This window comes from Streptomyces olivochromogenes, from assembly GCF_021538895.1.
Taxonomy (GTDB): domain Bacteria; phylum Actinomycetota; class Actinomycetes; order Streptomycetales; family Streptomycetaceae; genus Streptomyces; species Streptomyces olivochromogenes_A.
The window spans coordinates 1-22,854 of sequence record NZ_JADDRL010000043.1 but is presented as its reverse complement, the minus strand read 5'-3'; the positions used below and the strand labels follow the sequence as shown (position 1 = coordinate 22,854).

21 protein-coding genes and 1 pseudogene are annotated in these 22,854 nt (G+C 72.7%); 17 read left to right on the top strand and 5 right to left on the bottom strand.

Annotation, left to right across the window (positions count from 1 at the left end; translation table 11 throughout):
* Nucleotides 1-36 precede the first annotated feature (36 nt).
* Entirely contained in the window at nt 37-633 is a 597-nt protein-coding gene (locus tag IPZ69_RS22275) for a nucleotidyltransferase family protein (RefSeq protein ID WP_235456012.1), read from the bottom strand.
* 215 nt (nt 634-848) lie between these two features.
* Between IPZ69_RS22275 and IPZ69_RS22270 the strand changes: the two genes are divergently transcribed.
* Nucleotides 849-1,136 (top strand): DUF5955 family protein, encoded by a 288-nt coding sequence (locus tag IPZ69_RS22270; RefSeq protein WP_235456010.1) that lies wholly within the window; start codon nt 849-851, stop codon nt 1,134-1,136.
* A 530-nt stretch (nt 1,137-1,666) separates the two neighbouring features.
* Here the strand turns inward: IPZ69_RS22270 and IPZ69_RS22265 are convergent.
* Nucleotides 1,667-2,458: an IclR family transcriptional regulator gene (locus IPZ69_RS22265; protein WP_235456009.1), complete on the bottom strand. Its 792-nt coding sequence runs from the start codon at nt 2,456-2,458 to the stop codon at nt 1,667-1,669.
* A 273-nt stretch (nt 2,459-2,731) separates the two neighbouring features.
* Between IPZ69_RS22265 and allB the strand changes: the two genes are divergently transcribed.
* On the top strand, nt 2,732-4,069 hold the full coding sequence (gene allB, locus IPZ69_RS22260) for an allantoinase AllB (RefSeq protein ID WP_235456008.1): 1,338 nt from the start codon (nt 2,732-2,734) through the stop codon (nt 4,067-4,069).
* A 51-nt stretch (nt 4,070-4,120) separates the two neighbouring features.
* Nucleotides 4,121-5,245, top strand: a complete 1,125-nt coding sequence (alc, locus tag IPZ69_RS22255; protein WP_235456007.1) for an allantoicase — start codon at nt 4,121-4,123, stop codon at nt 5,243-5,245.
* Nucleotides 5,246-5,357: 112 nt separating this feature from the next.
* On the opposite strand, the gene IPZ69_RS22250 is transcribed toward alc, so the two are convergent.
* Nucleotides 5,358-6,107 (bottom strand): SDR family oxidoreductase, encoded by a 750-nt coding sequence (locus IPZ69_RS22250; RefSeq protein WP_235456006.1) that lies wholly within the window; start codon nt 6,105-6,107, stop codon nt 5,358-5,360.
* Nucleotides 6,108-6,206: 99 nt separating this feature from the next.
* Between IPZ69_RS22250 and IPZ69_RS22245 the strand changes: the two genes are divergently transcribed.
* The 3 genes from IPZ69_RS22245 to IPZ69_RS22235 all read left to right on the top strand — a co-directional run bounded on the left by IPZ69_RS22245 (nt 6,207) and on the right by IPZ69_RS22235 (nt 8,306).
* Nucleotides 6,207-7,019 carry an AIM24 family protein gene (locus IPZ69_RS22245; protein WP_235456005.1) on the top strand — a complete coding sequence of 271 codons (813 nt, stop codon included), beginning with the start codon at nt 6,207-6,209 and terminating at the stop codon, nt 7,017-7,019.
* A 121-nt stretch (nt 7,020-7,140) separates the two neighbouring features.
* On the top strand, nt 7,141-7,776 hold the full coding sequence (locus tag IPZ69_RS22240) for a dihydrofolate reductase family protein (RefSeq protein WP_235456004.1): 636 nt from the start codon (nt 7,141-7,143) through the stop codon (nt 7,774-7,776).
* Nucleotides 7,777-7,910: 134 nt separating this feature from the next.
* Nucleotides 7,911-8,306: a ribonuclease domain-containing protein gene (locus IPZ69_RS22235; RefSeq protein ID WP_235456003.1), complete on the top strand. Its 396-nt coding sequence runs from the start codon at nt 7,911-7,913 to the stop codon at nt 8,304-8,306.
* A 54-nt stretch (nt 8,307-8,360) separates the two neighbouring features.
* On the opposite strand, the gene IPZ69_RS22230 is transcribed toward IPZ69_RS22235, so the two are convergent.
* Nucleotides 8,361-8,561, bottom strand: coding sequence for a hypothetical protein (locus IPZ69_RS22230; RefSeq protein ID WP_235456002.1), 201 nt, complete (start codon nt 8,559-8,561; stop codon nt 8,361-8,363).
* Nucleotides 8,562-8,773: 212 nt separating this feature from the next.
* On the opposite strand from IPZ69_RS22230, the gene IPZ69_RS22225 reads away from it, so the two are divergent.
* From IPZ69_RS22225 to IPZ69_RS22215, 3 genes are all read left to right on the top strand, one after another.
* Complete coding sequence (locus IPZ69_RS22225; protein ID WP_235456069.1) at nt 8,774-10,000, top strand: sensor histidine kinase; 1,227 nt, start codon at nt 8,774-8,776, stop codon at nt 9,998-10,000.
* 41 nt (nt 10,001-10,041) lie between these two features.
* Entirely contained in the window at nt 10,042-10,761 is a 720-nt protein-coding gene (locus IPZ69_RS22220; protein WP_235456001.1) for a response regulator transcription factor, read from the top strand.
* 97 nt (nt 10,762-10,858) lie between these two features.
* Nucleotides 10,859-12,043, top strand: a complete 1,185-nt coding sequence (locus IPZ69_RS22215) for a cytochrome P450 family protein (RefSeq protein ID WP_235456000.1) — start codon at nt 10,859-10,861, stop codon at nt 12,041-12,043.
* 13 nt (nt 12,044-12,056) lie between these two features.
* Here the strand turns inward: IPZ69_RS22215 and IPZ69_RS22210 are convergent, their stop codons facing one another.
* A complete protein-coding gene (locus IPZ69_RS22210; RefSeq protein ID WP_235455999.1) occupies nt 12,057-13,079 on the bottom strand; it encodes a Gfo/Idh/MocA family protein in 1,023 nt (340 codons plus the stop codon).
* A 129-nt stretch (nt 13,080-13,208) separates the two neighbouring features.
* Here IPZ69_RS22210 and IPZ69_RS22205 point away from each other — a divergent pair, with 129 nt between their 5' ends.
* The 8 genes and pseudogenes from IPZ69_RS22205 to IPZ69_RS22170 all read left to right on the top strand — a co-directional run.
* Nucleotides 13,209-13,946 carry a GntR family transcriptional regulator gene (locus tag IPZ69_RS22205; RefSeq protein WP_235456068.1) on the top strand — a complete coding sequence of 246 codons (738 nt, stop codon included), beginning with the start codon at nt 13,209-13,211 and terminating at the stop codon, nt 13,944-13,946.
* A 199-nt stretch (nt 13,947-14,145) separates the two neighbouring features.
* Nucleotides 14,146-15,150: a sugar ABC transporter substrate-binding protein gene (locus IPZ69_RS22200; RefSeq protein ID WP_235455998.1), complete on the top strand. Its 1,005-nt coding sequence runs from the start codon at nt 14,146-14,148 to the stop codon at nt 15,148-15,150.
* A 104-nt stretch (nt 15,151-15,254) separates the two neighbouring features.
* Nucleotides 15,255-16,232 carry an ABC transporter permease gene (locus tag IPZ69_RS22195; protein ID WP_235455997.1) on the top strand — a complete coding sequence of 326 codons (978 nt, stop codon included), beginning with the start codon at nt 15,255-15,257 and terminating at the stop codon, nt 16,230-16,232.
* The gene (locus IPZ69_RS22190) at nt 16,229-17,020 is read left to right on the top strand and encodes an ATP-binding cassette domain-containing protein (RefSeq protein ID WP_235455996.1); all 792 of its coding nucleotides are present in this window, start codon (nt 16,229-16,231) and stop codon (nt 17,018-17,020) included. The genes IPZ69_RS22195 and IPZ69_RS22190 overlap by 4 nt, the downstream gene beginning before the upstream one ends.
* Before the next feature lie 249 nt (nt 17,021-17,269).
* Nucleotides 17,270-18,415 carry an ROK family glucokinase gene (locus IPZ69_RS22185; RefSeq protein WP_235455995.1) on the top strand — a complete coding sequence of 382 codons (1,146 nt, stop codon included), beginning with the start codon at nt 17,270-17,272 and terminating at the stop codon, nt 18,413-18,415.
* A complete protein-coding gene (locus IPZ69_RS22180; RefSeq protein ID WP_235455993.1) occupies nt 18,412-18,993 on the top strand; it encodes a sugar kinase in 582 nt (193 codons plus the stop codon). Before IPZ69_RS22185 ends, IPZ69_RS22180 begins: the two co-directional genes overlap by 4 nt.
* Nucleotides 18,994-19,096: 103 nt before the next feature.
* Entirely contained in the window at nt 19,097-22,042 is a 2,946-nt protein-coding gene (locus tag IPZ69_RS22175) for a DEAD/DEAH box helicase (protein WP_235455991.1), read from the top strand.
* Nucleotides 22,043-22,431: 389 nt separating this feature from the next.
* Nucleotides 22,432-22,854: pseudogene (locus IPZ69_RS22170) on the top strand (hypothetical protein); the annotation flags it as partial.

Here is a 22,854-nt window from a genome sequence, read left to right as displayed (position 1 = left end):
CAGTTCGAGGCAACGTGGCTCTGCGTGCCACCCTCCTCACTCAAGGTGGACCAGGTCGGCCTCGGTGTCGATGTCGTACGCCCGGGCCACGTCCGCGCACTCCACGAGCGTGATCGCGTCCTCGTGCGCCTTCAGGTACGAGCGTGCTCCCCGGTCGCCGGTCGCGCTCGCGGCGATCCCGGTCCAGTGGGCGGCGCCGAACAGCACGGGATGCCCGCGCACCCCCTCGTACGCGGCCGAGACCAGCGAGGACTCGTCCCGGTACGCGGCCAGCACCCGGGCCACGGCCACCGGTCCGATGCCGGGCTGGTCGACGAGCGAGACCAGCGCGGCCCGCGCGCCGGTCCCGGTGAGGGAGGCCAGTCCGGCGCGCAGCGAGGAGCCCATGCCCTGTGCCCAGTCGGGGTTGTCCACGAGGACGCAGCCGGGCAGCTCCGCGCGCTCGCGCACGGCGTCCGCGGCCGCCCCGAGCACCACGTGGATCCGGTCGCATCCGGCCGCGCGCAGTACGCCGACCGCGTGTTCGACGAGCGGGCGTCCGCGATGTTCGAGCAGTGCCTTGGGCCGTCCGCCGAGCCGCCGCCCGCCGCCCGCGGCCAGCAGCAGGCCGGTGATGTGGTGCTTGTCGGTCATGCGTCCTGCATACCTGACGCCGGGCGGGGCACGGCCTCTCCTTGGCCTGAAATTCCGTCCGCGGTGTGGCGCGCCCCGCACCGGGTGGCGTTTACTGACCCGCGTCCCCCGGTGCCCGACCGCCGCCACGGGGGCTCTGGGCGGGACGGCGAAGCGTGCGCACACAACGACATGCCTGGGGGAGGGCTGCGTTGCGGAGCTTGGGGCAGAGGCCAGTGACCGGCAGCGACGAGGACCCGAGGGTGGCGGAACTGCGGACCGCGGTGTCCCGGCTGCGCCGCGAACTCGCCACGCACCCGGTCGAGTTCCCCGACCGGGGCATCGCCGAGGACGAACTCGCCACCCTCGCCGCGATGGCCGTCAGCGGCATGCCCGAGATCCCCCGCCTGCGCCGCTCCCTGCTACTGATCGCGAGCGCGATCGGTTCGGTCAGCGCACTGGCCCGGGGCCTGTCGGACGTCCGCGCGGCGGTGGACCTGTTCGGTGAACCACCACGCCGCTGAGGGATCGGGGGCGCGGCTCGGTCCCCCGAGGCCGGCTCGGCTCCATCGGGTCCAGTTCGGTTCCACTGGGTCCGATTGGGGCTGACGGACTCCGGCTCAGGCTGACCGATCCAGGCTCAGGCTGACCGACCCCCGGCTTGGGTTCACCGGCCCCGGCTCGGCGTCCCGAGACTGGCCCGGTTCCGTCGGGTCCGGCTCGGGCTGATCGAGTCCGGCTCGGGCTCAACGGGCCTGGCTCGGGTTCACCGGCCGCGGCTCGGACTCACTGATTCCGGCTTGGGCTGGCCGACCCCGGCGGCGCAACGACCCTGGCTCGGAGTCACCGAGCCCGGTCAGGCTCACCGAGTCCGGCCCAGGCTGATCGAGTCCGGCTCGGGCTCAACGGCCTCGGCTCATGCTCACCGAACCCGGCTCACGCCACCGAACCCGGCTCACGCCGCCGACTCCGGCTCAGGCTCACCGGGCCCCGGCCAGCTCACCGACTCCGCCTCGGACTCACTGACTCCGGCGCGGACTCACCGAGCCCCGCGTCAGGCCCCCGAGCTCGCCAGTGCCTCGGAGAGTTCCTCGGCTACCTGTTGGAGTACCGGGACGATTCGGTCCGTTGCTGCCTCGGTGACCCGGCCCGCCGGGCCGGAGATCGAGATGGCCGCGGCGGTGGGGGAGTCGGGTACCGGTACCGCGAGGCAGCGGACGCCGATCTCCTGTTCGTTGTCGTCGACCGCGTAGCCGAGCCGGCGGACGTCCTCCAGTGCGGCCAGGAAACCCTCGGGGGTGGTGATCGTCTTGTCCGTCGCGGCGGGCATGCCGGTGCGGGAGAGGAGCGCGCGTACCTCGTGCTCCGGGACGCCGGCGAGCAGGGCCTTGCCCACGCCCGTGGAGTGCGGCAGCACGCGCCGGCCGACCTCGGTGAACATGCGCATCGAGTGCTTGGACGGCACCTGCGCCACGTAGACGATCTCGTCCCCGTCCAGCAGCGCCATGTTCGCCGTCTCGCCGGTCTCCTCGACGAGGCGGGCGAGGTAGGGGCGGGCCCAGGTGCCGAGCAGGCGCGAGGCCGACTCGCCGAGGCGGATCAGACGCGGGCCCAGTGCGTAGCGCCGGTTGGGCTGCTGGCGTACGTATCCGCAGGCCACCAGGGTGCGCATCAGGCGGTGGATGGTGGGCAGCGGCAGCCCGCTGCTCGCCGAGAGCTCGCTGAGACCGACCTCGCCGCCCGCGTCCGCCATCCGCTCCAAGAGGTCGAAGGCGCGCTCCAGGGACTGGACGCCGCCGCTGCTGGACTTGGCGGAGTCGGTGGTGCTGGCGTTGGACGTCGGCACGGGCGCGTTCCTTTCGGGACTGGCGGGAAGGGCAGAAGCCTACCCGGCAGTCGGTTGACTCCCCGCTGGTACGTAGCTACGTTCTGCTTGCTGGAATTGTAATTCCGCTTCGTGGAAACGTCCAGAGTGTGCGTCCGGGGTCCGTCGAGAAGAAGTGTGCCCTTGACGGCGCGGGAGTGGGAGTGAAGACTCCTTCAACAGAACGTTGAATTCCATTGCGTGTCTGTACATCCCGCTTTCCTGGAAGCAGAACGGCGGCAGAGAGGGGTCCGGGTGTCCGACGCTGAACTGGTGCTGCGCTCGACGCGCGTCATCACCCCGGAGGGGACGGGTCCCGCTTCGGTCGCGGTCCTCGCCGGCCGGATCACGGCGGTGCTGCCGTACGACGCCGAGGTACCGCGCGGCGCCCGCCTGGAGGACTTCGGCGACGACGTCCTGCTGCCCGGCCTGGTCGACACCCACGTGCACGTCAACGACCCGGGCCGCACCGAGTGGGAGGGCTTCTGGACCGCCACGCGCGCCGCGGCCGCCGGCGGCATCACCACCCTCGTGGACATGCCGCTCAACTCGCTCCCGCCGACGACGACGGTCGACCACCTCCGCGTCAAGCGGCAGGTCGCCGCCGACAAGGCGCACATCGACGTCGGCTTCTGGGGCGGCGCCCTGCCCGGCAACGTCAAGGACCTGCGCCCGCTGCACGACGCCGGGGTCTTCGGCTTCAAGGCCTTCCTGTCGCCCTCGGGCGTGGACGAGTTCCCACACCTCGACCAGGACGGACTCGCCCGGTCGCTCGCCGAGATCGCCGACTTCGACGGACTGCTGATCGTGCACGCCGAGGACCCGCACCACCTGGACGCGGCCCCGCACCACGGCGGCCCCAAGTACGCCGACTTCCTCGCCTCCCGCCCGCGCGACGCCGAGGACACCGCCATCGCGAACCTCGTCGCCCAGGCGAAACGCCTCCACGCGCGCGTGCACGTCCTGCACCTGTCCTCCAGCGACGCGCTGCCGCTGATCGCCGCCGCCAAGGCCGACGGCGTCCGCATCACCGTCGAGACCTGCCCGCACTACCTGACCCTGACCGCCGAGGAAGTCCCGGACGGCGCCAGCGAGTTCAAGTGCTGCCCGCCCATCCGCGAGGCCGCCAACCAGGACCTGCTCTGGCAGGCGCTGGCGGACGGCACCATCGACTGCGTGGTCACCGACCACTCGCCCTCCACGGCCGACCTGAAGACGGACGACTTCGCCACCGCCTGGGGAGGCATCTCCGGCCTTCAGCTCAGCCTGGCGGCCGTCTGGACCGAGGCGCGCCGGCGCGGCCACGGCCTGGAGGACGTGGTCCGCTGGATGTCGACGCGTACGGCGGCCCTGGTGGGCCTGGCGGACAAGGGCGCCATCGCGCCCGGCCGCGACGCCGACTTCGCCGTCCTCGCCCCCGACGAGACGTTCACCGTGGACCCGGCCGCCCTCCAGCACCGCAACCGCGTCACGGCGTACGCGGGCCGCACCCTGTACGGCGTCGTGAAGTCCACCTGGCTGCGCGGCGAACGCATCGTCGCCGACGGCGAGTTCACCGAGCCGAAGGGCCGGCTGCTGGCCCGCACCCCCTGAACCACTCCCGCGACCGCAGCGGCCGACTCCCGAAAGGAACCCCTGATCACCGTGACGGCGACACCCCGTTTCACCGGCGACGCGAACCCCTACGGAGGCGGTGACCCGTACGCGGACTACCGCACCGCCGACTTCCCCTTCACCCAGTACGCCAACCTCGCCGACCGGCAGCTCGGCGCCGGTGTCGTCGCCGCCAACGACGAGTTCTTCGCCCAGCGCGAGAACCTGCTGGTGCCCGAGCGGGCCGAGTTCGACCCCGAGCACTTCGGGCACAAGGGCAAGATCATGGACGGCTGGGAGACCCGCCGCCGGCGCGGCGCCTGTGCCGAGCACCCCTGGCCCACGGCCGAGGACCACGACTGGGCGCTGGTGCGCCTGGGCGCGCCCGGTGTCGTACGGGGCATCGTCGTCGACACCGCCCACTTCCGCGGCAACTACCCGCAGGCGGTGTCGGTCGAGGGCGCGACCGTGGCCGGCTCCCCGTCCCCCGAGGAACTGCTCGGCGGCGACGTGAAGTGGACGACGCTCGTCCCGCGCACCCCGGTCGGTGGCCACGCGGCGAACGGCTTCGCCGTCTCGGTCGAACAGCGCTTCACGCACCTGCGCGTCAACCAGCACCCCGACGGCGGCATCGCGCGCCTGCGCGTGTACGGCGAGGTCGTCCCGGACCCCGAGTGGCTGAAGGTCCTCGGCACCTTCGACGTGGTCGCCCTGGAGAACGGCGGCCGGGTCGAGGACGCGTCCAACCTGTTCTACTCCCCGGCGACCAACACCATCCAGCCGGGCCGCTCCCGCAAGATGGACGACGGCTGGGAGACCCGCCGGCGCCGCGATCGGGGCAACGACTGGATCCGCTACCGGCTGGCGGCCCAGTCCCTGATCCGCGCGATCGAGATCGACACGGCCTATCTCAAGGGCAACAGCGCCGGCTGGGCGTCGGTGTCCGTACGGGACGGCGAGAACCGCGAGGACACTGAGTGGCGCGAGATCCTCCCGCGCACCCGCCTCCAGCCCGACACCAATCACCGCTTCGTCCTGCCGGCCCCCGCCGTCGGCACTCACGCGCGCGTGGACATCTACCCCGACGGCGGCATCTCCCGCCTGCGCCTGTTCGGCTCCCTGACGGAGGAGGGCGCGACCCGCCTGGCGGCGCGCCACCAGGAACTGGGCGGCTGAGCCGGCACCACCCGCCGGCCCGTCCCGGTGCCTCGAGAAGTCGCGTCACGCGGCTTCTCGACCCACCGAGTCGGGCGGGCGGGTGGACAAGGACCGCCCGACCACCACAGGCCTACGCCGCGTGGCCCCCGTCCACCGAGAGCTCCGCCCCGGTGACGTACGCCGCGTCCGGACCGGCGAGGTACGCCACCGCCGACGCCACCTCGTCCGCCGTACCGAACCGGCCCAGCGCGGTCAGGGCCACCTGCCCGTCGGCGTACGGTCCGTCCGCCGGGTTCATGTCGGTGTCCGTCGGTCCCGGATGCACGAGGTTCGCCGTGATCCCGCGCCCGCCGAGCTCCCGGGCCAGCGCCTTGGTCAGCCCGATCAACGCCGACTTGCTCATCGTGTAGAGCGTGCCGCCGGGCCCCGGCACCCGCTGCGTCATGCAGGTACCGATCGTGACGATCCGGCCGCCGGCTCCCATCCGCGCGGCCGCCGCCCGGGAGGCCAGGAAGACGGCGCGCACGTTCACGGCGAGGACCAGGTCCACCTCCTCCGGGCCGAGCGTCTCCAGCGGGCCGAGCACGCCGACGCCCGCGTTGTTCACCAGCACGTCGAGCCCGCCCAGCGCCTGCGCCGCGCGCTCCACCGCGCCCGCCGCCTCGGCGGCGTCCGCCGCGTCCGCGCGCAGGGCCACCGCCCGGCGCCCGAGCGCCTCGACGGCCCGTACGACGTCCTCGGCCGCCTCCTTGCCGTTCACATAGGTGACGGCCACGTCCGCGCCCTCGCGCGCGAGCCGCAGTGCCGTCGCCGCGCCGATGCCGCGGCTGCCGCCGGTGACCAGTGCCACCTTGCCGTTCAGAGTTCCCTGAGCTGTCATGCGTCCATCCCAGCGGCCCGGCCGACGCGGTGCTGGCGGTGAACGGACAACGATCTCGGCCAACCGGAACTCTTCCTTCCGTATCCGCGTTCTCCCCCCGTGACTCTTCAGCAAGAAATCGTCGGCAACGCCATGCAGATGGCGATCGTCAATCTCACCCCCGGCCGGACCGTGTACTGCGAGGCGGGGAAGTTCCTGTTCAAGACGACGAACGTGACCATGGAGACGCGCCTGTCCGGGCCGTCGAACGGCAACGGTCAGCCGCAGGGCGGCGGCGGTGGCATGGGCGGCATGCTGCGCCAGGCCATGGGTACGGCGATGCAGGTCGGCCAGCGCATGCTCGCCGGTGAGTCGCTGGCGTTCCAGTACTTCACCGCCCAGGGCGGCCAGGGCACCGTCGGCTTCGCGGGCGTCCTGCCCGGCGAGATGCGCGCCCTGGAACTCGACGGCACGCGCGCGTGGTTCGCCGAGAAGGACGCGTTCGTGGCGGCCGAGTCCACCGTCGACTTCGGCATAGCCTTCCAGGGCGGCCGCACCGGCATGAGCGGCGGCGAGGGCTTCGTCCTGGAGAAGTTCACGGGCCACGGCACGGTGATCATCGCCGGAGCCGGCAACTTCATCGACCTCAACCCCGCCGACTTCGGCGGCCGCATCGAGGTCGACACCGGCTGTGTCGTCGCCTTCGAGGAGGGCATCCAGTACGGCGTCCAGCGCGTCGGCGGCCTCAACCGCCAGGGGATCATGAACGCGGTCTTCGGCGGCGAGGGCCTGTCGCTGGCGACCCTGGAGGGCAACGGCCGGGTCATCCTGCAGTCGCTCACCATCGAGAGCCTCGCCAACGCCCTGAGGAAGGCGCAGGGCGGCGACAAGCAGGGCCCGACCGGCGGACTGTTCTCGACCCACGCGGGCTGAGACGGCGGACCGCACAGCGCGCACCGACGGGACGCGGGTGCCGGCGGACCGATGAGTTGCGGGTGCCGGTGGGGTCTGAGGTGATGACCACGGACCCCACCCCAGGAAGAAGGCACCCGCCATGGGCAAGCTCGTCTCCACCGTGTTCGTCACCCTCGACGGCGTCTACCAGGCCCCGGGCGGCCCCCAGGAGGACCGCGCCGGCGGCTTCGACCAGGGCGGCTGGAGTTTTCCGTTCGGCGACGAGGACTTCGGCGCGTTCGTGACCGAGGCCTTCGACCGCGCCGGCGCCTTCCTCCTCGGCCGCCGTACGTACGAGATCTTCGCCTCGCACTGGCCGAAGGTGACCGACCCCGCCGACCCGATCGCGGCCAAACTCAACGCCCTCCCGAAGTACGTCGCCTCCTCGACCCTGACCGACCCCGCGTGGTCCGGCAGCACCGTGATCGCGGGCGATCTCGCCAAGGAGGTCGCCGCCCTCAAGGAGCGCACGGACGGGGAACTCCAGATCCACGGCAGCGGCGCCCTCGTCCGCTCCCTGCTGGACCTCGGCCTCCTCGACACGCTCCACCTGCTGACCTTCCCGGTCGTGCTGGGCGCCGGCCGCCGCCTCTTCGCGGAGGGCGCCGTCCCGACCAGGTTCCGGCACACCGGAGGGCGCGTCACCGGAGCCGGCGTCTCCATCCAGTCGTACGACACGGCGGGCCGCCCGGAGTACGGCTCGTACGCCCTCCCCGAGCCCGACCCGACCGCCTAGCCCGCCGGTGCTTGTAGGGACCTTGTGGGGACTGCGGGCCGGAGGTTAACTCCCCGAAAACTCATCGGACTTGAGGGGAAAATCCTCCGGATTGACATTGACATGCCACTGTCTACGCGCGTCATCATGAGGCCATGAGATTCCCCCCACGAATCACTCGCATCGGCGCCGCGGGCGCCCTCCTGTCCGCCCTCCTCGTCGGCGGCACCGTCACCGCCACCTCGGCGGACGCGGCGGCCACGTCCGTCGGCAGCATCTGCTACGGCGACCTGCCCTCGCAGGCGTACACCACCCTGAAGCTGATCGACCAGGGCGGTCCGTTCCCGTACTCGCAGGACGGGGTCGTCTTCCAGAACCGGGAGCACGTCCTGCCCGGCCAGCCCACCGGCTACTACCACGAGTACACGGTGAAGACCCCCGGCTCCTCCACCCGCGGCGCGCGGCGCATCGTCACCGGTGAGGAGTACCAGGAGGACTACTACACCGGGGACCACTACGCCACGTTCGACCTGATCGACTTCGGCTGCTGAACCGAGGTCCGGGTCCGAGGGAACGGCGCGACCAGCCGGAGGCCCGGTGCGCACTCAACCGGGCTTCCGGCTCTCCGCGGCGGCGAGCAGCGCGCACGCCAGCACCAGCAGGGCGACGCTCGCATAGACGCCGTAGTCGTCGAGGAAGCCGAGCCGTTGCACGAGGCCCACGTGCCAGTGGGTGAACTCGTGCACCAGGCCCAGCACGCCCTGTACGAGCGCGAGGAATCCGAGTACCTCCAGCAGCTTTTTCACGGCACGACTCTCGCCCCGCGGTTTCCCCCCACACATCGGCCGCGGGGCGAGTCCCGCGCGACCGAAGGCTGCGCTCCGGCCGGGCGGGACCATCCAAAGAACACGGCGGTACGACTTTGGTCGGCGATGCCCCCGGCGGGGGAGACCGCACCGGCGCACCCTGCGTAGATTTGCCGACCGTGAGTGGTGACGAGACGGCGCTGGCGCCGCAGATGTTCACGGGCCGCCGGTGGCTGTTCCCGTCCGCGGTGATCCATGAGCTCGACCCCGACGCCGCGACCTCGGGACGGCGGCGGCCGCGGCGCACCGCGCGCGACTGGGTCGTCGACTTCTGCTGCTTCCTGCTGGCCGCCGTCGTCGGCCTCCTGGGCGCCAAGTCCCTGGCCGACGAGTCGCACCTGCCGCCCGTCCTCGCCTTCCTCGACCAACTCCTGGGCGCCCTCGCCTGCGCGGCCGTCTGGCTGCGCCGCCGGTGGCCGCTCGGGCTCGCCGTCGCGACGATCCCGGTCGGTTTCCTGTCCAACACCGCGGGCGGCGCGTGCATGGTCGCCCTGTTCACCGTCGCCGTGCACCGGCCCTTCCGGTACGTGGCCTGGATCGGCGGCGCCAACCTGGCACTGCTCCCGCTCTTCTTCTGGCTGCGCCCCGACCCCACCGGGCCGTACGCGGCCCTCGTCCTGTTCGCCACCCTGCTCACCACGACCATCATCGGCTGGGGCATGTTCGTCCGCTCCAAGCGGCAGCTGATGCTCAGCCTGCGCGACCGCGCCCGCCGCGCCGAGACGGAGGCACGGCTGCGCGCCGAGCAGGCGCAGCGCCTGGCCCGGGAGGCCATCGCCCGCGAGATGCACGACGTCCTCGCCCACCGGCTCACCCTGCTCAGCGTGCACGCGGGAGCCCTGGAATTCCGGCCGGACGCGCCCCAGGAGGAGATCGCGCGGGCCGCCGGTGTCATCCGGGAGAGCGCGCACGAGGCCCTCCAGGACCTCCGCGAGATCATCGGCGTGCTCCGGGCGGGCGAGCGCGACGACGCGGGCCGGCCCCAGCCGACGCTCGCCGCGTTGGACGCCCTGGTCGCCGAGTCCCGCGAGGCGGGCATGAAGGTCGCCCTCGACACCCGCGTCACCGACCCCACCGCCGTCCCCGCCTCCCTCGGCCGCACCGCCTACCGCATCGCCCAGGAGGCACTGACCAACGCCCGCAAGCACGCCCCCGGCACCGAGGTCACCCTGACCGTCACGGGCGCCCCCGGCGACGGCCTCGCCGTGACGGTGCGCAACCCCGCGCCGGACGCCGACGTCCCGCCCGTGCCGGGTTCGGGCCAGGGCCTGATCGGCCTGACGGAGCGGGCGACACTGGCCGGGGGCCGACTGGAGCACGGGGCCACCGTGGACGGGGGCTTCGAGGTCCGGGCCTGGCTGCCCTGGGGCGAGGGGTGAGGGTGTCGCGCGACGCCACCGACAGGGAGTACGTAGGGGCCATGACTGCGATCAGACTGCTGCTCGTCGACGACGATCCGCTGGTGCGGGCGGGACTGTCCTTCATGATGGGCGGGGCCGACGACATCGAGATCGTCGGGGAGGCCGCCGACGGCACCGAGGTCGAGGCCCTCGTGGACCGCACCCGCCCGGACGTGGTCCTGATGGACATCCGCATGCCGACCGTGGACGGGCTGACCGCCACGCAGCGGCTGCGCCGCCGCGAGGACGCGCCCCAGGTCGTCGTCCTGACCACCTTCCACGCCGACGAGCAGGTGCTGCGCGCCCTGCGCGCGGGCGCCGCCGGGTTCGTCCTCAAGGACACGCCGCCCGCCGAGATCGTCGCGGCGGTCCGCAGGGTCGCGGCCGGCGACCCGGTCCTGTCGCCCACCGTCACCCGCCAGTTGATGGCGCAGGTGGCCGGCAGTCCGGCCGACACCCGCCGCTCCCGCGCGCGGGAGCGGCTCGCCGCGCTCAACGACCGCGAACGCGAGGTCGCCGTCGCGGTGGGCCGCGGGCTCGCCAACGCCCAGATCGCCACCGGGCTCTTCATGAGCGTCGCGACCGTCAAGACCCACGTCTCCCGCATCCTGACCAAGCTGGACCTCAACAACCGCGTACAGGTGGCCCTGTTGGCCTACGACGCGGGCCTGCTGGAGGACGGGCCCGCGGACGGGAACGGGCCCACCGAGAAGGACGGGCGCCAGTCGGGCACTAGTTGAGGCCGCCGGGCGTTGTCCGGGTGCGGGGACAGATCCCTGGCGTGCGTGTGCCGGGGCAGGTCCGTGGTCTTCGAGAGGTGTCCGAGTTGGGGGAGACATGGCGCAGGTGATCGACTTAGGCGAGTTCGGGGACGCGTTCCGCAGGGACCCGTACCCGGTGTACGCGCGGCTGCGGGAACTCGGCCCCGTGCACCGCGTGCGGCTGCCGGCACCCGAGCAGCACCACGAGACCTGGCTCGTGGTGGGGTACGAGGAGGCGCGCGCGGCGCTCGCCGACCCTCGGCTGGCCAAGGACGGCAGCAAGATCGGGATGCAGTTCCTCGAAGAGGAGCTGATCGGCAGACATCTGCTGGCCGCCGACCCGCCGCAGCACACCCGCCTGCGCGGGCTCGTCACCCGCGCCTTCACCATGCGCCGGGTCGAGGAACTGCGGCCGAGGATCCAGCAGATCACCGACGAACTGCTCGACGCGATGCTCCCGCAGGGCCGCGCCGACCTGGTGGAGGCCCTCGCCTACCCCCTGCCGATCACCGTGATCTGCGAGCTGCTCGGCGTCCCCGAGATGGACCGCACCGAGTTCCGCAAGCTCTCGTCGGAGGCGGTCGCGCCCACCAGCGCGGAGCGCGAGTACGACGCCGTCGTGCGGCTCGCCGAATACCTCGGCGAGCTGATCGAGGACAAGCGGTGCGCGGGGCCGAGCGGTGACCTGCTGAGCGACCTGATCCGCACCACCGCCGAGGACGGCGACCGGCTCTCCGCGCAGGAACTGCGGGGCATGGCCTTCATCCTGTTGGTCGCCGGCCACGAGACCACCGTCAACCTGATCACCAACGGCGTCCGCGCCCTGCTCGATCACCCCGGCCAACTCGCCGCCCTGCGCGCCGACATGACCCTTCTGGACGGCGCGGTCGAGGAGATGCTGAGGTACGAGGGGCCGGTGGAGAACGCGACGTACCGGTTCGCCAGCGAGCCGTTGGAGATCGGCGGCACCCCCATAGCCGAGGGCGAGGCCGTGCTGGTCGGCCTCGGCGCGGCCCAGCGCGACCCGGGCCGCCACGACGACCCCGACCGCTTCGACATCCGGCGCGACACCCGGGGCCACCTCGCCTTCGGCCACGGCCTCCACTACTGCCTGGGCGCGCCCCTGGCCCGGCTGGAGGCCCGCACGGCGCTCCGCTCCCTCCTGGACCGCGCCCCCGCCCTCGCGCTGGACGGCCCGGCAGACGACTGGCTGCCGGGGATGCTGATGAGGGGGGTACGGAGACTGCCGGTGCGCTGGTAGGGGGCGAGGGGACTCAGTCGAGCGTCGGCCCCGGGCCCCCCGGGAGTTCCGCCAGGCGTACCGGTCTGCGTTCGCGGCGGGAGCGTTCGCAGGCCTCGGCGATGCGCAGCGCCTGGAGGGCCTCGCGGCCGTCGCACGGATTGGCCCGATGGCCGAGCAGGACCTCCACGAAGGCGCCCAGCTCGGCCTCGTACGCGGGCCCGAAGCGCTCCAGGAAACCGGCCCACGGCTTGTCCGCGGCCGGCGGCCCGCTCGGCTCGGTCGACGCCACCGGCGTCCGGTCGTCCAGGCCCACCACGACCGTGTCCCGCTCCCCGGCGAGTTCCATCCGGACGTCGTAGCCCGCCCCGTTCTGCCGGGTGGCCGTCGCCGTGGCCAGCGTGCCGTCGTCGAGGGTGAGCAGCGCCGCGCCCGTGTCGACGTCCCCCGCTTCGCGGAACATCGCGGGCCCGGCGTCCGACCCGGTCGCGTACACGTCGACGACCTCGCGCCCGGTCACCCAGCGCAGGACGTCGAAGTCGTGGATCAGCGTGTCCCGGAAGAGCCCGCCGGACAGCGGCAGCCACGCGGCCGGGGGAGGGGACTGGTCGCAGGTCATCGCGCGCACGGTGTGCAGCCGCCCGAGCCGCCCCGAGCGCACCGCCTCACGGGCCCCGGTGTAGCCCGCGTCGAAGCGCCGCTGGAACCCCATCTGAAGGATCGTTCCGGCCGTCTCGACCTCGGCCAGCGCGTCCAGCGTGCCCGGCAGATCGAGCGCTATGGGCTTCTCGCAGAAGACGGGGAGCCCGGAGCGGGCCGCCCGGCCGATCAGTTCGGCGTGGGCCGAGGTCGCCGTCGTGATCACCACGGCGTCGACACCCCACTTGAAGATCTCGTCCACCCCCGGCGCGGCCGTCTCGCCGAGCCGGTGCGCAAGTGCCTGGGCCCGCGCCGGATCGGCGTCCGTGAGGATCAGGGAACCGACCTCGCGATGGCGACTGAGTGTTCTCGCGTGAATGGTGCCGATGCGGCCCGTACCGATGACCCCGATGCGCATGAAGACAAAGTGAGGGTCGAGTGCGGGCCCTGTCAATGCGTATGTCCGGACAATCGAACTACACAACTTCCCGTCAACCGGCCGCGGAGCTACGCTCGGCCCGTGCCGAAACCAGAAGTGGACCCGACCGTGCAGCTCGACCTGAGTGTGGACCGGAGCTCGCCCGTTCCCCTGTACTTCCAGCTCTCCCAGCAGCTGGAGGCCGCCATCGAGCGCGGCACCCTCACCCCCGGCAGCCTGCTGGGCAACGAGATCGAGCTCGCCGCGCGGCTCGGCCTGTCCCGGCCCACCGTCCGCCAGGCCATCCAGTCCCTGGTCGACAAGGGCCTCCTCGTCCGCCGGCGCGGCGTCGGTACGCAGGTCGTGCACAGCCAGGTCAAGCGCCCCCTGGAGCTCAGTAGCCTCTACGACGACCTGGAGGCGGCCGGCCAGCGCCCCGCCACCAGGGTCCTGGTCAACACCGTCGTCCCGGCCTCCCCCGAGGTCGCGGCCGCGCTCGGCGTCGCCGAGGGCAGCGACGTGCACCGCGTCGAGCGGCTGCGGCTGGCGCACGGCGAGCCGATGGCGTACCTGATCAACCATCTGCCGCCCGGCCTGCTCGACCTGGACACCGCGCAGCTGGAGGCCACCGGCCTCTACCGCCTCATGCGCGCCGCCGGGATCACCCTGCACAGCGCCCGGCAGTCCATCGGCGCCCGCGGCGCCACGGCGGCCGAGGCCGAGCGGCTCATGGAGGAGCAGGGCGCCCCGCTGCTCACCATGCAACGCACGACCTTCGACGACACGGGCCGCGCGGTCGAGTTCGGCGACCACACCTATCGCCCCTCGCGCTACTCCTTCGAGTTCCAGCTGCTCGTACGGTCCTGAGTCCGGACCACTCGTACGGCCCCGGCGAAACCCCCGGCACGCGGCCTGATTAGTCGCAATGTCCGGACAATGCGACCGCCGGGCCCGCCCCGGTCACGCGACGCCCGACACCTGTGTCCGACAATGGGACGTTTGGGGCTGCTGAGCTGATCACCAGCCCCTTGCGTACGTCAGAGCACAGCAAGAAGGGCACGGCCTCGTGGCACGGTTTCGGACCTGGGTAGGCATCGCGCTGGCAGGGGCACTCTCCGTGTCCCTGGCGGCCTGCAGCAGTACTGGGGGAAAGCGGGCCGAGGACGCCCGCAGGGCCGCCGCGGCCCAGGGGAGGGCGGCGGTGAACACACCCCGCTGGACCTTCGCGATGATCACCCACTCGGGGGACGGTGACACCTTCTGGGACATCGTGCAGAGCGGCGCCAAGCAGGCCGCGGTCAAGGACAACATCAACTTCCTGTACTCGCACGACGACGAGGCCCAGCAGCAGGCGCAGCTCGTGGACGCGGCGGTCGACAAGAAGGTCGACGGCATCATCGTCACCCTCGCCAAGCACGACGCCCTGAAGGCGGCCGTGGCCCGGGCCGAGAAGGCCGGCATCCCGGTGATCACCGTGAACTCCGGTTCCGACGAGTCCAAGGCCTTCGGCGCGCTCGCCCACATCGGCCAGGACGAGACCATCGCCGGCGAGGCGGTCGGCGAGGAGCTGAACGAGCGCGGCCGCAAGAAGGCCGTCTGCGTCCTGCACGAGCAGGGCAACGTCGGCCACGAGCAGCGCTGCGCCGGCGTCGCCAAGACCTTCACCGGCACGGTGGAGAACCTCTACGTCAACGGCACCAACATGCCCGACGTGCAGTCCGCGATCGAGGCCAAGCTCCAGGCCGACCGCTCCGTCGACACCGTCGTCACCCTCGGCGCCCCGTACGCCGACACCGCGGTGCAGGCCAGGGCCGGCGCGGTGAGCAAGGCGGAGGTGGACACCTTCGACCTCAACGCCAAGGTCGCCGCCGAGCTGACGGACGGCACCCTCGGCTTCGCCGTCGACCAGCAGCCGTACCTCCAGGGGTACGAGGCGGTCGACCTGCTGTGGGCCTACAAGTACAACGGCGACGTCCTCGGCGGCGGCAAGCCGGTGCTGACCGGCCCGCAGATCGTCACGAAGGACCAGGCGGCCGCGCTGGAGGAGTACACGAAGCGGGGCACCCGATGAGCGCGGCTCCCGATGTGACGCGAGCCCCCTCGGAGGAGACGACGAGGGCTTCTGGAGCGACCGCCTCTGAAGAAAGGATTCTGCACGGCTCCCCGCTGCGGAGGATGCTCGCCCGCCCCGAGCTGGGCTCGGTGGTCGGCGCGATCGCCGTCTTCCTGTTCTTCGCCCTGGCCGCCGACAGCTTCCTGCGCGCGGCCAGCCTCAGCACGGTCCTGTACGCCTCCTCGACGATCGGCATCATGGCCGTACCGGTGGCGCTGCTGATGATCGGCGGCGAGTTCGACCTGTCCGCGGGCGTCATGGTCACCTCGTCCGCGCTGATCTCGTCGATGTTCAGCTACCAGATGACGGCGAACGTCTGGGTGGGCGTGGGCGTCTCGCTCCTGGCCACCCTGGCGATCGGCGCCTTCAACGGCTTCGTGCTCACGCGCACCAAACTGCCCAGCTTCATCGTCACGCTGGGCACCTTCCTGATGCTGACCGGCATGAACCTCGGTTTCACCAAGCTGATCGACAGCACGGTCTCCACGAAGACCATCGCCGACATGGAGGGCTTCCCGGCCGCCCACGCCGTCTTCGCCTCGACCGTGACCGTCGGCGGGGTCGACTTCAAGATCACCATCGTCTGGTGGATCGCCCTGGTCGCCGTCGCCTCCTGGATCCTGCTGCGCACCCGCGCCGGCAACTGGATCTTCGCGGTCGGCGGCAACCAGGACGCGGCCCGCGCGGTCGGCGTCCCGGTGCACCGGACCAGGATCGGCCTGTACATGGGCGTGGCGTTCGGCGCCTGGATCTCCGGCCAGCACCTGCTCTTCTCGTACGACGTCGTCCAGTCCGGCGAGGGCGTCGGCAACGAGCTGATCTACATCATCGCGGCCGTCATCGGCGGCTGTCTGATCACCGGCGGGTACGGCAGCGCGGTCGGCTCCGCGGTCGGCGCGTTCATCTTCGGCATGACCAGCAAGGGCATCGTCTTCGCCGAGTGGAACCCCGACTGGTTCAAGTTCTTCCTCGGAGCGATGCTGCTCCTCGCGACCCTGCTCAACGCCTGGGTCCGTAAGCGGGCGGAGGCCGGCAAGTGAGTCAGACCCAGGCGCGTACGGCACTCGTGGAGTTGTCCGACGTCACCAAGCACTACGGCACCGTCCGCGCCCTGGAGGGCGTCTCCCTGGAGGTCCACCCGGGCGAGATCACCTGCGTCCTGGGCGACAACGGCGCCGGCAAGTCGACCCTGATCAAGATCATCGCCGGTCTGCACGGACACGACGGCGGCTCGCTGCGCATCGAGGGCGAGGAGACCCGCCTCGCCTCCCCGCGCGAGGCCCTGGACCGCGGCATCGCCACGGTCTACCAGGACCTGGCCGTCGTCCCGCTCATGCCGGTGTGGCGCAACTTCTTCCTCGGCTCCGAACCCCGCAAGGGCGTGGGCCCCTTCAAGCGCATGGACGTCGACCTCATGCGCCGCACCACGCACGCCGAGCTGCTGCGCATGGGCATCGACCTGCGCGACGTGGACCAGCCCATCGGCACCCTGTCGGGCGGCGAACGCCAGTGCGTGGCGATCGCGCGGGCGGTGTACTTCGGCGCCAAGGTCCTCGTCCTCGACGAACCGACGGCGGCGCTGGGCGTCAAGCAGTCGGGCGTGGTCCTGAAGTACGTGGCCGCGGCGCGGGACGCGGGCCTGGGTGTGGTCCTGATCACCCACAACCCGCACCACGCGTACCTGGTCGGAGACAGGTTCGTCCTGCTCAGGCGCGGCGGCATGGTGGGCAACCACACACGTGACGAGATCACGCTGGAAGAGCTGACGCGCCAGATGGCGGGCGGGAACGACCTGGACGACCTGCGCCACGAACTGCGGCGCGCCTAGGCCCTGTCGTCAAACTCCCGCCTGCCTCGCGACGCCATGCACGCTCCCCCAAGCTCTTCGAGCAGGGGGGACCCCCACTCGCCGCAAGGCCCGCCCTGCGGGCGGACGACGTGAGTTTGACGACAGGACCTAGAGGCGAGAGGAGGCGCGCGGCCGGCCGTCGGGCTCCCCGGGACCGGCGCAGGTCGCGCGTACCCCTTTGCTCCCCCGTACGGCAACCGACCCCTCGGTGAGGCAGAATCGGCCCCGATGAGCACCTATCGCGACCTCACCGCCCCCATCGGCTCCCGCCGAGCCCCCGTGCTGCGCACGGTGGGCACCCGAGAGCGCCGATCCCACCTGACGGCGCCCCGCGTGCCCACCGTCGGGATCGACATCGGCGGCACGAAGGTGATGGCGGGCGTCGTGGACGCCGACGGCAACATCCTGGAGAAGCTCCGCGCGGAGACCCCGGACAAGTCGAAGAGCCCCAAGGTCGTCGAGGACACCATCGTCGAACTGGTCCTGGACCTCTCCGACCGCCACGACGTGCACGCGGTCGGCATCGGCGCGGCCGGCTGGGTCGACGCGGACCGTAACCGCGTGCTGTTCGCACCCCACCTGTCCTGGCGCAACGAACCGCTGCGGGACCGCCTCTCCGGCCGTCTGTCCGTGCCCGTCCTGGTGGACAACGACGCCAACACCGCCGCCTGGGCCGAGTGGCGCTTCGGCGCCGGCCGCGGCGAGGACCACCTGGTCATGATCACGCTGGGCACCGGTATCGGCGGCGCGATCCTGGAGGACGGCCAGGTCAAGCGCGGCAAGTACGGCGTCGCCGGCGAGTTCGGCCATATGCAGGTCGTGCCCGGCGGCCACCGCTGCCCGTGCGGCAACCGAGGCTGCTGGGAGCAGTACAGCTCGGGCAACGCACTGGTCCGCGAGGCCAAGGAGCTGGCCGCCGCCGACTCGCCCGTGGCCTACGGGATCATCGAGCACGTCAAGGGCAACGTCGCCGAGATCACCGGCCCGATGATCACCGAGCTGGCCCGCGAGGGCGACGCGATGTGCATCGAGCTGCTCCAGGACATCGGCCAGTGGCTGGGCGTCGGCATCGCCAACCTGGCGGCCGCGCTCGACCCCTCCTGCTTCGTGATCGGCGGCGGCGTCTCGGCCGCCGACGACCTGCTCATCGGCCCCGCGCGGGACGCCTTCAAGCGCCACCTCACCGGGCGCGGCTACCGCCCCGAGGCCCGGATCACCCGCGCCCAGCTCGGCCCCGAGGCCGGCATGGTCGGCGCCGCCGACCTCGCCCGCCTGGTCGCCCGCCGCTTCCGGCGCGCCAAGCGGCGCCGGGTGGAGCGGTACGAGCGCTACGAGCGGTTCGCCGAGGCCCGCCGCAGCCGGGACACGGTATGACCGCGTCGCTGCCGCGCCAGGCCGTGCCCCCGGACGAGCCGCGGCGTCCGGCCGAGGACCCCCGCCACAAGGCCCGCCGCCGGGCTCTCACACTCCTGATCATCGTGCTGCTGATCGGCGTCCCCGCGGGCTATCTGGTGATCTCCGCCAACCAGAGCCGCAACAGCGGCAAGGACAAGGAGCAGAAGTACTCGGCGACCGGCCTCACCGCGGGCTGGCCGTCCAAGGTGCAGCGCCGCCTCTACCAGGTGCCGGTCCCGCACCCGGCCGACGAGATCGCCTACTACGAGACGAACAACTGGCGCACCAGCCGTCTGTACGTCCAGTTCCGCACCAACAGCGCCGGCCTGGACAGCTTCCTCGACGGCATGGGCGTCGACAAGGACCGGCTGAAGAAGGACGACATCACCATCAGCACCCGCGACCAGAAGATCACCGGCTGGCGCTTCACCGGTCCCGGTCCCTGGCACGGACTGACCCACAAACAGAAGAACCCGGCGCCGACCCAGGACCTCGTGGTGAACCTGGCCGACCCCGACTTCCCGATGGTGTACGTCGTCTCACGCACCATTCCCTGACCGCCGCGGGCCCGCGGCGAAGGTCGCCGGGGCCGATTGTCAGACCCCGCCCGTACAGTCGAAGACGTCTGATCCGAGATGCGGGCGGGAGGTGGCAGGACGTATGAGCGGCACGGTCGCGGTGGCCGGGCGCACGAGGGGCTCCGGGGACGCGGGGGACACCGGGGAGACGGGGGAGGCGGTCCCGGTGCGGCTCGCGGCCCTCTACCTTCCGGCGCCCCTGCCGCGCGACGGCCGCATCGCCTTCTGGGACCCCGACGGCGGTCCCCTGCCTTCTCTCCCCGACGCAGATGCCGACGCCGATGCCGCAGCCGGTGCGGAGGCTGACGCGGAGGCCGCGGGACCGGACGGCCCGGCGGTCGTGCGCCGGGAGGAGCTGACCGTCGTACGGCGGCACGGCCCGGGTGTGCGGCGCGCCAAGGTGCCCGCGCTGTCCCTGCCGCTCGGCGCGGCCCTCCCGCTGCTCGTGCGGGCCCGCCGCGACCCGGCCGCCCACCCGGCCACGGCCTGCTGGGGCGCCGCCGCCCTGCACGCGCTCCGGCTCACCGCCCGCGGCCGGCTGCTGCCCGGCCTCACCCCCGGCGGCCACGACGCCTGGCGTGCCGGCCCGCTGGAACCCGACGACATCGCCCATCTGCGCGCCGTGGCGGCGGCCCTGCCCGTCGAGGGCCACGCCGTGCCGCTGCCCGGTCCCGGCCCGCTGCGGCTGCCCGAGCCGGAAGCGCTGGTGCGCTCCTTCCTGGACGCGGTCGCGGACACCCTGCCCCGCACCCCGGCCGCGCCCCACACCAGCGGGAAGCCCTTCGCCGCCCGCGAGCCGCAGTCCCTGCCCGACGCGCACGAGTGGGCCGCGGAGGTCGCCGCCGGCATGGACGCGGGCGTGCGGATCTCGCTGCGCCTGGACCTGTCGGCGTACGACCTGTTCGACGGCGTGGAAGGCGCCGCCCGCGCGGGTGCCGCGATCGTCCAGGTGCACAGCCTCGCCGACCCCACCCTCGTGGCCGACGCCGCCGCCCTGTGGGCGGGGGACGCCGACGCGGCGTTCGGCGTCCGCGCGCGCGTGGACGCCGCCCTGGCCGTGCGCCGGGCGGCCCGCGTGTGGCCGCCGCTGGACCGGCTGTCCGAGCAGGACGTGCCCGATGTCCTCGCCCTGTCCGAGGAGGAGCTCGGGGACCTGCTCGGCGTGGCGGCCGGCCGGCTGGCCGCGGCCGGGGTCGCGGTGCACTGGCCCCGGGACCTGGCGCAGGACCTGACGGCCGCCGCGGTGGTACGGCCCGCGCCGGGCTCGGCGACCGACGGCACCGGATTCTTCGAGAGCGAGGAACTGCTCCAGTTCCGCTGGCAGTTGGCGCTCGGCGGCGACCCGCTCACCGACGGCGAGATGGACGCGCTGGCCGAGGCCCACCGTCCGGTCATACGGCTGCGGGACCGCTGGGTGCTGGTCGACCCCGCCCTCGTCCGCAAGGCACGCAAGCGCGAACTGGGCCTGCTCGACCCGGTCGACGCGCTGTCCGTCGCGCTCACCGGCAGCGCGGAGGTCGACGGCGAGACCGTCGAGGCCGTGCCGGTCGGCGCGCTCGCCGTCCTGCGTGACCGGCTGACGGCCGGCATCCGGCCCGCCGAGCCGCCCCCGGGGCTGCACGCCACCCTGCGCGACTACCAACTGCGCGGCCTGGCCTGGCTCGACCTGATGACCTCACTCGGCCTGGGCGGCTGCCTCGCCGACGACATGGGGCTCGGCAAGACCATCACGGTGATCGCCCTGCACCTGAGGCGGGCGCGCGACGAGCCCACCCTGGTGGTCTGCCCGGCGTCCCTGCTGGGCAACTGGCAGCGGGAGATCGCCCGGTTCGCCCCCGGCGTGCCCGTCCGCCGTTTCCACGGCCCCGACCGCAGCCTCGACGACCTGGCCGGCGGCTTCGTCCTCACCACGTACGGCACCATGCGGTCCACGGCCGCGCGGCTGGCCGAGCAGCGGTGGGGCATGGTCGTCGCCGACGAGGCGCAGCACGTCAAGAACCCGTACTCGGCGACCGCGAAGGCCCTGCGCACCATCGGGTCCCCCGCGCGCGTGGCCCTGACCGGCACCCCGGTGGAGAACAACCTCTCCGAACTCTGGGCCCTGCTCGACTGGACGACCCCCGGACTCCTCGGCCCGCTCAAGGCTTTCCGCGCGCGCCACGCACGTGCGGTGGAGAACGGTGGGGCCGACGAGAACAGCGAGGCGGTGACCCGCCTGGCCCGCCTCGTACGCCCCTTCCTCCTGCGCCGCAAGAAGTCCGACCCCGGCATCGTCCCGGAGCTCCCGCCCAAGACGGAGACCGACCACCCGGTCCCGCTCACCCGCGAACAGGCCGCGCTGTACGAGGCGGTGGTACGGGAGTCCCTGCTGGCCATCGAGACCGCCGACGGGATCGCGCGGCGGGGCCTGGTCCTGAAGCTCCTGGGTGCCCTCAAGCAGATCTGCGACCACCCCGCGCTCTATCTGAAGGAGGAGCCCCGCGGCGACCGGCTCGCCGCCCGCTCCGGCAAACTCGCCCTGCTCGACGAGCTGTTGGACACCCTGCTCGCCGAGGACGGCTCGGCGCTCGTCTTCACGCAGTACGTCGGGATGGCCCGCCTCATCACCGCCCACCTGGCCGCCCGCGCGATCCCGGTGGACCTCCTGCACGGCGGCACGCCGGTGCCGGAGCGGGAGCGCATGGTGGACCGCTTCCAGAGCGGGCAGACCCCCGTCCTCATCCTGTCCCTGAAGGCCGCGGGCACCGGCCTGAACCTCACCCGGGCCGGCCATGTCGTCCACTTCGACCGCTGGTGGAACCCGGCCGTCGAGGAGCAGGCCACCGATCGCGCCTACCGCATCGGCCAGACCCAGCCCGTCCAGGTCCACCGCCTGGTCACCGAGGGCACGATCGAGGACCGCATCGCCGAGATGCTGGAGTCCAAGCGCGCGCTCGCCGACGCCATCCTCGGCTCCGGCGAGGCGGCCCTGACGGAACTGACCGACCGGGAGCTGTCCGATCTGGTGTCCCTCCGGAGGCCGTCATGACCGACCGCCCCGCCGACGCCGCCCGCCGCGCCCTACGAGCGGCCCGGGAACGGACGACGGACGATCCGAAGGTGCCTCCTGGCGGGGCGCCGGGCGCGGGGGAGACGCCTGAGGCGCTCGGGGCTCGGCAGTCGGGGCCCGGAACGGCCGACGAGCGTGATGCCACGGTGCCTGTGGGCGAGGCCGGGGTGCCGGGAGACGCGGATGACTCCGGAGTCGCGGTGCCCGTAGGGGCGGGCGAAGGGGGAGCCGCGGCGTCCGGTGACGTCGCGCCGAGGCCCGGTGATGTCGCGCGGGCGGCGCTTCGCTCTGCCGTGTCCGCTCGTCGGGGCGAGGAGCGTACTCAGCGGGGCGAGGCCGACGGCGGGAACGGCGGCGTTCCTGACGGGGTGGCGGAGGGTACGGCGGTAGAGGCCGACGGGCGTCCCGGTGACGTCGCCCGCGACGCGCTCCGTGCCGCTCGGCAGAAGGCGGCGCAGGCGCGGGAGGAGGCACAGGCGTCCGGGACGTCGGTGACCGGCCCCTCGCGTCGGCACGGGCCCGCTGGTCCCGCCGACTCCCGGACCCCCGGCGATGGCAGAACCGGACAGGTGGACCGCGCGCGGGTGGCCCGTGACGTAAGGGAGTTGCTCGCGAACGGGTTCCGGATGCCCACCACGGCCCACGGCCCGGAAGGGGCACCTGACGCCGACGGTTCGGAGCGGAGTCCCCAGGCCGACGCTCCGGCGGCGACGTCCGCAGCCGACGCCCCGGACGAGCAGCCCGACGCCAACACCCCGGCGCACGAAGGAACCCCTTCCCCCTCAAGCACA

Bases quoted from the DNA above. Each gene is read 5' to 3' on its own strand.
- IPZ69_RS22275 (WP_235456012.1), bottom strand. From the start codon at position 633: ATGACCGACAAGCACCACATCACCGGCCTGCTGCTGGCCGCGGGCGGC.
- IPZ69_RS22250 (WP_235456006.1), bottom strand. From the start codon at position 6,107: ATGACAGCTCAGGGAACTCTGAACGGCAAGGTGGCACTGGTCACCGGC.
- IPZ69_RS22240 (WP_235456004.1), top strand. From the start codon at position 7,141: ATGGGCAAGCTCGTCTCCACCGTGTTCGTCACCCTCGACGGCGTCTAC.
- IPZ69_RS22235 (WP_235456003.1), top strand. From the start codon at position 7,911: ATGAGATTCCCCCCACGAATCACTCGCATCGGCGCCGCGGGCGCCCTC.
- IPZ69_RS22225 (WP_235456069.1), top strand. From the start codon at position 8,774: ATGTTCACGGGCCGCCGGTGGCTGTTCCCGTCCGCGGTGATCCATGAG.
- IPZ69_RS22220 (WP_235456001.1), top strand. From the start codon at position 10,042: ATGACTGCGATCAGACTGCTGCTCGTCGACGACGATCCGCTGGTGCGG.
- IPZ69_RS22215 (WP_235456000.1), top strand. From the start codon at position 10,859: ATGGCGCAGGTGATCGACTTAGGCGAGTTCGGGGACGCGTTCCGCAGG.
- IPZ69_RS22210 (WP_235455999.1), bottom strand. From the start codon at position 13,079: ATGCGCATCGGGGTCATCGGTACGGGCCGCATCGGCACCATTCACGCG.
- IPZ69_RS22195 (WP_235455997.1), top strand. From the start codon at position 15,255: ATGCTCGCCCGCCCCGAGCTGGGCTCGGTGGTCGGCGCGATCGCCGTC.
- IPZ69_RS22185 (WP_235455995.1), top strand. From the start codon at position 17,270: ATGAGCACCTATCGCGACCTCACCGCCCCCATCGGCTCCCGCCGAGCC.
- IPZ69_RS22180 (WP_235455993.1), top strand. From the start codon at position 18,412: ATGACCGCGTCGCTGCCGCGCCAGGCCGTGCCCCCGGACGAGCCGCGG.
- IPZ69_RS22175 (WP_235455991.1), top strand. From the start codon at position 19,097: ATGAGCGGCACGGTCGCGGTGGCCGGGCGCACGAGGGGCTCCGGGGAC.